The following is an 11276-nucleotide window of genomic DNA, read 5'->3' on the forward strand; positions in this document are numbered from 1 at the left end:
TTTCCAATTCCCAAATAGCGACTTTGGTCGCACGGTAGGTAACGCCATATGAGTCAATCAAGAGTGGGACATATGAATCATTTTTTGTGATTTAAATTAGTTAAAAAATAGTCATTAAAAAGTTACAAAAGTGTAATTTTATTATCAGTTAAGTGAATTGTGAGCGCTCTCTTTTTATGGAGCAGAATGAAGGTCCTAGTGCTGTACTTCCAAAAACTTTCAATGAAATTTTCGAAAATGTACGGTAGGGTGGTAAACGTGTCACTTGAGCCATTGCGGCTTTTGCTGACTTGCTTGCTTATCCCGTGGCTCTCGATTCTTGTCGGAGCTCGCAGGATCGAGAGCCTTTGCAAGCCTGTGAGAGTTGAATAGGCATTCACCTCATGACCTAACATCAAGGAGGAGTTACAAACGTGAAAGTGAAATCTACATGGTTGTTCCGTATGGTGATGATGACAGTTATCGCGGCTGTTGTGATCGGACCTATGAATATTGCAGGAGCGGCAGGAAGCCAGACAGATCGGCCTTGGATGAACACGGCCCTGTCGGCTGAGAAACGGACAGCGTTGCTGCTGCAAGAAATGACGCTGGAAGAAAAAATAGATTTGGTGACTGGTAAGGTCAACAATTACTATGGATTTTATAATAATTCGATGGAGCGGTTGGGTATTCCGGCACTGACGATGGCAGATGGACCTGCGGGTGTGCGCATCGCCAATCCAGATGTGCAGGACAAGCAATCTACTGCGTTGCCTGCTCCAATTGCGTTGGCTGCAACGTGGGATACCCAAGCTGCCAAACAGTATGGTGATTTGATCGGAGACGAGGCTTTTAATACAACTCATAATGTTGCGCTTGGACCGGGGATGGATATTGCCCGTATTCCATGGGGATCGCGAAACTTTGAATCTATGGGTGAGGACCCGCTACTGCAATCGCAAATGGCGACCGCTTATGTCAAAGGTATACAAAGCCACCCTGTTTTGGCAACTGCGAAACATTACCTTATGAATAATCAGGAAACGGAGCGCTTCACGACGAATGTCAAAGTCAGTGACCGTGCGTTGCATGAGATTTACATACGCCCGTTCCAAGAAGTCATCGCCAAGGCAGATTTGGGAGGGGCCATGTGCTCCTTTAACAAGGTCAACGGCGAGTCTGCTTGTGAGAACAAAACTCTTTTGACGGACCTCTTGAAGAAGGAGCTGCAATTCAAGGGCTTTGTGATGAGTGATTACGGTGCGAACCTGAGTACAGTCGAATCAGCAAATAGCGGATTGGACCTGGAAACACCGGGTACACCATATGGTAAATGGGGAGATCAGCTGCTGGCGGCTGTTAAGAATGGCAAGGTAAGTGGAAAAACGATTGATGATAAGGCTGGGCGCATTCTGGTGCAAATGTTCAGCAAAGGTTTATTCGATCACCCGGCTCAAAATAATCAAATTGATATCCGTGACCATGGCAAAACAGCCCGTCAATTGGCTGAGGAAAGTATGGTACTGCTTCAAAATAAAAACAATGCATTACCGTTGTCTAAAGATAAACTCAAGTCCATTGCTGTGATTGGCCCCGATGCAGATAACGGCACTGTGGCAGGCGGAGGCAGTTCGTTGGTGAACCCGACGTATACCGTGAGTCCGTTAGAGGGCATCCGCAATCGTGTCGGCAAAGGAGTTACCGTCCAATATGCACCGGGCACAGACCCGATCTCTGCAGGAGACATTATGCCAGGGCCATCTGCTGTTCCGTCTTCACTGTTGACTACGTCTGATCAGAAAGAGGATATCAGTGTTGGATATGCGACTTATGGAGATGGCGAACAGGGGCTTCGAGGCGAATACTGGAAGAATAACAAGATGGAAGGCAATCCGATTCTTGTACGCAATGATGACCAAGTCAATATGAACCTTGGATTTTATAATTATCAGGGCTTCAATGCGAAGTCCCCTAAAGTTCCCAATACACCAACGACACTGAACGGCTTGATATCTGCACGCTGGACAGGGGCAATTGCAGCTCCCAAGGATGGTGACTATGCATTGTCATTAACCAGTTTGGGATCAAGCAAGCTGTATCTCGACGATAAGCTATTCGTGGATAATCAAGGTGAAAAGCTGGGCACTACGAAGAAAAACATCTCCCTTAAAGCGGGTGAAAAGCACAAGATACGTATTGAATACCGCGCTGATTATCCGACAAATGGTCGTGATTCCGGTGGTATGGTTCGTCTGGGCTGGGAACCTCCAGCAGATACGTCAGATAAGTTGATTGATAACGCTGTGAAATTGGCGAAAAAATCGGATGTTGCGATTGTTGTTACGCGTACGTATGAGAGTGAAGGATATGTTGAGCGTTCCGATATGGAACTGCCGAACAATCAGGATCGGCTGATCCGTGCGGTTGCGGCTGCAAATCCGAAAACCATTGTCGTACAAATGAGCGGCAGAGCCGTGCAGATGGATACCTGGCAGGACAAAGTCCCTTCCATCGTACAAGCATGGTTTGCTGGACAAGAGCAAGGAAATGCTATAGCGCGCGTCTTATTCGGTGATGTGAATCCTTCGGGTAAATTGCCGGTAACTTTCCCGGTTAACGAGCAGTCTACACCCGTGTCCTCACCAGAGAAGTTTCCAGGCGTGAACGGTATAGGTGACTATTCAGATGGTATTTTTGTAGGCTATCGTGGGTATGAGAAATCGGGTATTCAACCGGCGTTCTCCTTTGGACACGGTTTATCCTATACGACATTCGGATATAGTGATCTGAAAACAAAACAGCATGCGAGTGGAAAAAAATCCGATCGTACGAGTTCCGTCGAAGTTTCGCTAAAATTGAAGAACACTGGCAAAACAGCCGGAGCTGAGGTTGTACAGGTGTACAGCGGTAAGCTTCCGACAAACGTAGAGACTCCTTCCCGTCAACTGGCAGGCTGGTCCAAGGTCGAGTTGAAGCCGGGTCAAGAGAAGAAGGTACGCATTGAGCTCGACCCGAAAGCTTTCTCTTATTGGGATGAAAAGTCCAAAGCATGGGTTATGCCAGCGGGTGAAGTGCCCATTTATGTGGGTAGCTCCTCACAGGATTTACGACTGACAGGAAGTGTTACGATTCCGGCAACCTCTACAGAAAAAGCAAAAAAGTAATCCCGTTACATTTGTTTTAAAATGGTTATATTCAAGAGAGCGCGGGCACAAGCACCGGCTCTCTTTTTGCTATCGGTATGTAAACGTCCAACAGGTATGCAAAGGGAAACCCAAGTGAAAGCTGAAATAGTAGGGAGGATGGGGACAGGATAATGATGGGGAGAGGAGAATATAGATGAAAAAACTCCAAAAGCAACGACGTACTGACATCTGGCTGCTTATAGCTGCAGTAGCCATTTTGATCTGTGCGGTCCTGGCCAGTATGGTTATACGGAATGTTCCGGGGCCGAAAGCAGAAAATAACGTCAACATATGGCTAACAACCCCCGATCCGGCGAATCGCCTAACCCAACAAACCCCGATCCGTTGGGATAAGGATAACAGTAAAGAAAATGCAGCGAATGCGGATACACTGACGGTTGAGATTAAGCCAGATATTCATTATCAGACGATGGAGGGATTTGGCGCAGCGGTGTCCGGTTCGTCCGCATACCTGATGAATCATGGCATGTCTGCCAATCAGCGTGATCAGCTGCTAAATGATTTGTTTACAGCCAGTGGCATTCAACTAAGTTATATTCGCCATACCATTGGTGCCTCAGATTATTCCGTAGATGAACAGGGACAGCCTGGTAGCTATACCTATGACGATGTGGCAACAGGCAAGGACTATGAGCTGAATCATTTCTCCATCGCCAAGGATCGGGATGTGATCGATGTATTGAAGCAAATTCTGAGAAGAAACCAGGATTTAAAGATTATGGGAACCCCATGGACAGCTCCGCCCTGGATGAAATATGGGGAGCAGATTTATAACGGCTGGTATTTGGACTATACCGATCCGCGTGTCTACCAGGCGTATGCTGACTATTTTGTTCGTTATCTACAGGCTTATGCGAACGAGGGAATTCCGATTCAGGCGATTTCCATTCAAAATGAGCCAGAATTCACGACGCCCAAGTATCCCAGCATGAGTATGGGAGCAGCAGAACAGGCGAATTTTATTAAACAATATCTGGGTCCCACCCTAAATCGAAACCATTTATCTACTCACATTATTGCCTTTGACCATAACTGGGATACAGGGAGCGAATATGCCAAGACCGTGTTAGGAGATGAACAGGCTCGAAACTATACGCACGGAACGGCCTTTCATTGCTACAAAGGAGAGCCCACAGCGATGACAGATGTGCATAATGCATTCCCTGATAAGCCTGTATATATGACAGAATGTAGTGGGGGAGCGTGGAGTCCGGGCTTTGGAGATAATTTGAGCTGGGATATGTCCAAGCTGATCATTGGTGCACCCCGAAACTGGTCGCAAAATGTCCTCTTTTGGAATATCGCACTTGATCCGTCCGGGGGTCCGACCAATGGGGGTTGCGCCAACTGTAGAGGTGTAGTAACCATCGACCCGTTAAGCGGTGCAGTTACGAAAAATGTGGAGTACTATGCGATTGGGCACGCCAGCAAATTCGTCCGTCCAGGTGCGGTACGTATTGATTCTACACATTATAGTGGGAGTATTGAAACGGTCGCCTATCGCAACCCCGACGGTACGCTTGTCCTGATTGCCGCCAATACGGGAGAGAACACAAAGACATTTAAGGTTCGGCAGGGAAATAAGGTTTTCAAATCTACCCTTCCATCCAAGTCCGCGGCTACCTTTCAATGGAATCCTACGGCTTCCTGACACGGCCTGTACATCAACGTTTTAGAGCGCTTAGCCCATCTGGGTGAGCGCTCTTTTTTCATTTGCTACAAAACCCAGACTGCGAAAAAAATTTAATATTGTTCAGAATTGGTTCAGAGGCGGATGATAAGATCTTTTCACTAATAACAAGAATGAACCGTTTACGGGGGATAGTCTGATGAATCAAGAAACGAATAAAGAATGGCAAAAAGTGCTGATGGTGACGTTGCTGGCAGGTATGGCATGGGGACCCCATTATTTTACTTTTTTAAGAGTCCAGCTTAAGTAGGTCGTAGGAGTTGCTGGCAGAGCGACTATATTTCAGGTTCATCAAGAACCACAGGAGGCATCTCTTTTGTTTTTTTCACAATATGTCGATGGTGGAGACGGTCGCATCGTGCTGCAATTGTTTTACAACCGAGAATGTGACTTCTCTCATAAATTAGAAGGATATGAGCTGGAGGTTCACCAATTCATGAAAAACAGGAACCGTATGAACGTATCCAGCATAGCACTATATCCGGTTAATCCAGTAATACCGTATCTGATCATAAATAGCTCCTTTTACGATTTCATGGATGTGACGAATGTTGCCTATTTTAATCAAGAGGGTCATTTCTATAACCCAAATGAATTTAATACGGTCGCATATGTACTCAAATATCATGAAACTGTGGTAGATGTGCTTGGAGAACCTCATTCGCAGGATCAATTGTTTCCTCAAGGAGGGACATTTGTTCGTAAACAAGGTATATCGTGCGGCTCGCCCATTTTTAATCAGCAGGGTGAGTGGATTGCATACCCGAAAGGTACTTATCAATATGTAGGCAGGCATACACCTTAATCGGTGTGTTTGTCTGAGCTCGCTGTCTTTTGAAGACATGCCATAAATTCTTATAAAGGTGTAACCCATCAACTATCATGGGTTACACCTTTTTGTATACTGAGCATTTTGTATTCATCCAAGCCTTTACTGTACAAGGAGATTTTCAACATGAAACCAGGGGCGTGAGGAGTTCTTCCGCAGCAGTATCAATATGCTTGAACAATGTACCCAACTGAATTACAATACAATTGATAATGATTTTTAATATCAATTAGAATGAAAAGGGGGAGTTGGACTACATGTTTGGATTGACCAAAAAGCTACATATTTATACAGCACTTATTCTGTTGATATCGGTGCTGGCTGGTTGTGCCTCGGGTGGAACTACAGGGACAACAGACCCTTCAAGTAAGTCTGCAAGTGGTAATGAGAGCAATGCAGCAGGCAGTGGTGCGGACGAGCAGACCAGAGTTATCAAACATGCCATGGGTGAAACGACAGTTAAGGGAACTCCGAAGAGGATTGTAACCTTGTTCCAGGGTGCCAATGATGTTGTTGTTGCACTTGGTGTTAAGCCAACGGGTGTTGTGGAATCCTGGGTTCAGCAACCCGTATATAAATATTTGAGAGATGATCTGGATGGTGTGACGCAAGTAGGTCAGGAATCACAGCCGAATCTGGAAGAGATCAACAAGTTGAAGCCGGATCTAATCATTGCCACCAAAACAAGACATGAGGATATCTATGATCAACTGTCCCAGATTGCTCCAACGGTAGTTACCGAGACTTTGTTTGACTGGAAAGAGACGGTAAAGACGGCTGGTGAAGCGATGAATATGAAGGAACAGTCGGACAAGTTGCTTGCTGATTGGGATGCAAGGGTAGCGGATTTTAAAGGCAAAATGGGTGACCGTCTTCCCGTTGAAGCGACTATTACGAATTTTAGAGCCGATCAGGTTCGCATTTTCTATATGGGATACGCCGGAAAAATATTGAAAGAGCTTGGATTTACCAGACCGCCTGGACATGATGAAGACACCTGGGGGGTGGAGTTGACCTCGAAAGAGAACATCCCCGATATGAACGCAGATATGATCTTCAACTTTAATTCAGGCACGGAAACAGAAGCTATTGAGAAAAACTATAAGGATTGGACCAGCAGTCCGCTCTGGAAAAATCTCGATGCGGTGAAGAATAATAAGCTAGTACAGGTTGATGAGGTGGCCTGGAACATGGGGGGCGGATACACATCGGCCAACATGATGCTGGACGACCTATACAAGCAGTTCAATCTGAACTAATGGGAGCAAGACCTGCCATGTACCAGGACATTCGTATACGAAGCGTATGGGCAGGCAGGTCTTTTTGCATTTCACGGATGAAAGAGTGAGAATATGTTTCCCCTTTTTACGAAGGCAAGTACGAAAATTTATGGACTATCCGGCTTATTCATTTTGCTATTACTCGCCTGTGTAGCCAGCATGATACTGGGACGTACACACATAACATTTCAAATAGCAGTGAATGCACTACAACACTATGACGAAAGCTCAGTGGAGCACGTCGTACTTCTGACGGAACGTTTGCCACGCACAATTATTGCCGCTGTTGTTGGTGCAAGTTTGGCGGTGGCGGGAGGACTCATGCAAGCGCTAACTCGTAATCCGCTCGCTTCACCAAGTGTGTTTGGGATCAATGCGGGCGCCATCTTTTTTATCGTTATTGCCATCGTGGTGCTGTCGGTGTCCTCGCTCAGTACGATGATGTGGTTTGGTTTTGCCGGGGCAACCATCGCAACAGTGATTGTGTACGCGCTTGGGTCCATCGGTCGTGATGGTCTGACTCCCATCAAGATTGTGCTGGCGGGTACCGCTATCTCTGCACTTTTTGCTTCGTTCACACAGGCAATCCTGGTGCTAGATGGAACGGGATTACAGGACGTGTTGTTCTGGCTTGCAGGTTCAGTGAGCGGTCGAACACTTGACATGCTGTATCCTGTACTGCCATATATGACGGTTGCCGCTGTGATATCCCTGTTTATGGGCCGGGCAATCAATCTGCTTTTGACCGGTGATGATATCGCCAAAGGCATGGGGCAGAACGTGCTACTGGTTAAGGTACTTATGGGAGCCGTTACAGTATTGCTGGCCGGTGGTTCTGTTGCGGTGGCCGGTTCGATTGGTCTGGTAGGATTAGTCGTACCGCATATCATGCGGGCGTTTGTAGGCAACGACTACCGCTGGCTTGTTCCCTACTGTATTCTGGGCGGCGCCATTTTGTTATTGGCGGCGGATGTGGTTGCACGGCTGATCATCATGCCGCAGGAAGTTCCGCTTGGCGTTATGACTGCGCTCATTGGTGGTCCCTTCTTCGTCTATATTGCTCGCAAAGGGGGGACGAGGATATGAGGAAGATGATTACTTTTCGCAATAAAAAAGATACGTTATCCTTGCAAATGGAGCGCAAATCGCTGCTCATTATCGGAATCTGTATGGTTTTGGTATTGATTGCATCCATTGCAGGAACCAGTGTGGGTAATGATTTTATATCTCCGCTGAATGTGCTACAGACGATTTTCGGTCTGGGCACAGGTGATCATGACTTTGTCGTGTTGACGCTAAGGCTGCCGCGTGTGCTGTTATCGTTGCTTGTGGGTGCAGCACTAGGCATGTCCGGTGCCCTCTTGCAGGGGATTATCCGTAATCCGCTCGCTTCACCGGATGTGATCGGGATAACGGGAGGAGCTGCCGTTGCCGCTGTAGGTTTTGTCACCCTGCTGGGTGGAACCATCAGTATCAAGCTGTTGCCGTTGTTTGCCATTATGGGGGCGATGATTACCGCAATCATCATTTATCTTCTTGCCTGGAAAAAAGGAGTTAGCCCGATTCGACTAGTGTTGATCGGAATCGGAGTGTCAGCCATTACGGGGGCCGGGACGACCTTCATGCTGATCCTTAGTCCATTCTATACGGCTGGTCAGGCGTATATCTGGCTGACGGGGAGTGTGTATGGCGCATCGTGGACCGATGTTAGAACGATCATCCCGGTGATTGTAATCGTGCTTCCGTTGGCGATTTGGTTTGCCCGCAGTCTGAACGCACAGGAATTCGGGGATGATCTGGCCACCGGGCTGGGGGTCACTGTACAGCGTCATCGTTCAGCGCTGCTACTGTGCAGTGTACTGCTGGCCGGGGCTGCTGTAGCTGTCGCGGGGACGATTGGTTTTGTCGGTCTGATTGCGCCGCATATTGCCCGGAAGCTGGTAGGGCGCATGTTTGGCAGCATGCTCATCGTTTCGGGACTGGTCGGTGCCCTGCTTGTGTTTGCTGCTGATCTGATTGCCCGTACGGTATTTCTGCCGCTCGATGTTCCGGCAGGGGTATTTACCGCCGGGGTAGGAGCACCGTTTTTCCTGTATCTGTTGTTCAAGAATCGAAATCAGTTTTGAGGAGGAGAATGCTGTGAGTATTCTGGAAGCCAAGGACCTTACGATCGCCTATGGCGCAGAGCCTATTATTGAGAATTTGAACCTGACTATTCCCAAGGGGAAAACTACTGTCCTGATTGGCAGCAACGGTTGCGGGAAGTCCACCTTGCTGCGAACGATGGCGCGACTGCTGAAGTCCAGTTCAGGCTCGGTACTGCTGGATGGCGAGGAGATTGCAAAGTTGCCTACCAAGGAAATTTCAAGACGTATGTCCATTCTGCCGCAAGGTCCTTCTGCTCCAGAGGGACTGACGGTAAACCAACTGGTTCGGCAAGGGAGGTACCCACACCAGACATGGCTGAAACAGTGGTCCGGTGAGGACGAACGCATGGTCAGGCTTGCGCTGGAATCCACACATCTGACTGCTCTGGCTGATCGGCCCGTGGACGCATTATCTGGCGGACAACGCCAGCGCGCCTGGATTGCGATGACACTCGCACAGGGAACAGAAACCCTGCTGCTGGATGAACCAACGACTTATCTGGATATGACCCATCAGATTGATATTCTGGATCTGCTGTTTGATTTGAATGAACAGGAGGGGCGCACCATAGTGATGGTGCTTCATGATCTGAATCTTGCGTGTCGCTATGCTCACCATATTGTGGCTGTCCACAACAAGTCCATCTACGCGGAAGGAAAACCGGAAGACATTGTTACGCAGGACATGGTCCGCACGGTCTTCCAAATGGAGTGCGACATTGCGGTTGATCCGCTGTTTGGCACACCCATGTGCATTCCGCACGGGAAAGGAAGGATGTTAAATGAAACCACACGCTACAGCCACTTGGCTTGATGATCAAGAGATGCAGGCCTTGGCTGCCGAATATCGTCTGACCTGGGAGCTCTCGACAGATCGTACATTTTCGATGCCATTTACGGACTTGCTGGACCCGTCCAAAAGCCTGAACTATTTGCAAGGGGTGAGAGGCATCTTTGAGACGGACTCCGAAACGGCTACTGTATCTCTCTTTGCTAAACGATATGCTTACTTGATCACAGCTTCGGGTCTCTATGCCATGTCACGCTTCAACAAAGGCCTGAATTATGAGATTGCCAACGGCACGATTGAATCCAGTTATCACGGAGAAGCATGGCTTCCCAAGGCTCGGCTGACCGATTGGCAGACGACCTCACCAGAGGCGGATCAGCGTGACGTATGGAGAGATCAGGTGATTGAACAGATGTTCGCCGGCAATCTGGCCAAGGTATGGCAATCGCTGTCCAAGGCAACCCGGATTTCCCGTTCAGTCCTGTGGGAGAACACGGCCATTTACGTATACTGGCTCTATGAGAACAAGTTTGCCGAAGGAGCCACGCCTGAAGAAAAGCAGCGTGTCGAAGAGGACTTCCATTATCTAATTTGTGATGCACCTGCGCATCTCTTTGGTGAATCCCGTAACCCGCTCAAGCAGTTTAATACGCCCAAACGGGCAACAGCTGTCTCAGATACACCTATTCGTGTACGCAAAACTTGTTGTTTCTATTATCTCGCCGCAGATGATCCAGAAGATTACTGCCCCACCTGCCCCAAATTAAAGCATTAATACCGATGATTATCATCCACATCCGCAGCCTATACTTCATTGCATCTCAATACAGCGAATAGCACAGGCAAGCTTATGACATAACGAAATTCAGAGCTTGCCTTATTTGTTGTGTGGGGGTTATATCATCAATTGAGACTAAACCATGCCTAGAATAGCTGTTTTTATAACATTAACCAAAGATATTTATAACATCTAGTAGGATAAACGTACTTTTTCTATAAGATGCAGTGAGACATTATGATTACTTGTTTAATCTTATTTAAGGTATCTGGTAGATTTCGCCATGGAGCACCAATTGAGCCGCCCAAAGCATAGCATTTAGTATGTGTCGATTGTCCACGGAGGTATGTCCTATTTGTGGTTTTCTTTCAGGTGGAAACATCTTGGATTTCGTATCATGTATTCATCTAATTTTTTTAACCTATTTATTCCTCGTTGAGCAGTTTGAGGACACAGCCTAGTTTGAAATATAAAAAAACTTTTTAGGACTCTTATTTTCTCTCCAATAACTCACTATAGTAGTCGGATATTCGATTTACTCCCATTAATTTATGAGCTGGAATACCCGAAATTCTCA

The 11276-nt window shown here is 47.3% G+C and carries 8 protein-coding genes; all 8 read left to right on the forward strand.

Annotation, left to right across the window (positions count from 1 at the left end; translation table 11 throughout):
• Positions 1-413 precede the first annotated feature (413 nt).
• The 8 genes from NLX74_RS19030 to NLX74_RS19065 all read left to right on the forward strand — a co-directional run bounded on the left by NLX74_RS19030 (position 414) and on the right by NLX74_RS19065 (position 10696).
• Complete coding sequence (locus tag NLX74_RS19030; protein ID WP_254329649.1) at positions 414-3143, forward strand: glycoside hydrolase family 3 C-terminal domain-containing protein; 2730 nt, start codon at positions 414-416, stop codon at positions 3141-3143.
• 175 nt (positions 3144-3318) lie between these two features.
• Positions 3319-4836 (forward strand): glycoside hydrolase family 30 protein, encoded by a 1518-nt coding sequence (locus NLX74_RS19035; RefSeq protein WP_254329650.1) that lies wholly within the window; start codon positions 3319-3321, stop codon positions 4834-4836.
• Positions 4837-5191: 355 nt separating this feature from the next.
• Complete coding sequence (locus NLX74_RS19040) at positions 5192-5680, forward strand: RTX toxin (RefSeq protein ID WP_254329651.1); 489 nt, start codon at positions 5192-5194, stop codon at positions 5678-5680.
• 281 nt (positions 5681-5961) lie between these two features.
• Positions 5962-6963 carry an ABC transporter substrate-binding protein gene (locus NLX74_RS19045; protein WP_235307401.1) on the forward strand — a complete coding sequence of 334 codons (1002 nt, stop codon included), beginning with the start codon at positions 5962-5964 and terminating at the stop codon, positions 6961-6963.
• A gap of 93 nt (positions 6964-7056) precedes the next feature.
• On the forward strand, positions 7057-8070 hold the full coding sequence (locus tag NLX74_RS19050) for a FecCD family ABC transporter permease (protein ID WP_254329652.1): 1014 nt from the start codon (positions 7057-7059) through the stop codon (positions 8068-8070).
• A complete protein-coding gene (locus NLX74_RS19055; RefSeq protein ID WP_235307403.1) occupies positions 8067-9110 on the forward strand; it encodes a FecCD family ABC transporter permease in 1044 nt (347 codons plus the stop codon). Before NLX74_RS19050 ends, NLX74_RS19055 begins: the two co-directional genes overlap by 4 nt.
• Before the next feature lie 13 nt (positions 9111-9123).
• Entirely contained in the window at positions 9124-9945 is an 822-nt protein-coding gene (locus tag NLX74_RS19060) for an ABC transporter ATP-binding protein (protein WP_254329653.1), read from the forward strand.
• Entirely contained in the window at positions 9914-10696 is a 783-nt protein-coding gene (locus tag NLX74_RS19065; protein WP_254329654.1) for an IucA/IucC family C-terminal-domain containing protein, read from the forward strand. The genes NLX74_RS19060 and NLX74_RS19065 overlap by 32 nt, the downstream gene beginning before the upstream one ends.
• Positions 10697-11276: the final 580 nt, after the last annotated feature.

This window comes from Paenibacillus sp. MZ03-122A, assembly GCF_024213325.1.
In the GTDB taxonomy this organism is placed as follows: domain Bacteria; phylum Bacillota; class Bacilli; order Paenibacillales; family Paenibacillaceae; genus Paenibacillus; species Paenibacillus polymyxa_B.

Bases quoted from the DNA above. Each gene is read 5' to 3' on its own strand.
- NLX74_RS19035 (WP_254329650.1), top strand. From the start codon at position 3,319: ATGAAAAAACTCCAAAAGCAACGACGTACTGACATCTGGCTGCTTATA.
- NLX74_RS19045 (WP_235307401.1), top strand. From the start codon at position 5,962: ATGTTTGGATTGACCAAAAAGCTACATATTTATACAGCACTTATTCTG.
- NLX74_RS19050 (WP_254329652.1), top strand. From the start codon at position 7,057: ATGTTTCCCCTTTTTACGAAGGCAAGTACGAAAATTTATGGACTATCC.
- NLX74_RS19055 (WP_235307403.1), top strand. From the start codon at position 8,067: ATGAGGAAGATGATTACTTTTCGCAATAAAAAAGATACGTTATCCTTG.
- NLX74_RS19065 (WP_254329654.1), top strand. From the start codon at position 9,914: ATGAAACCACACGCTACAGCCACTTGGCTTGATGATCAAGAGATGCAG.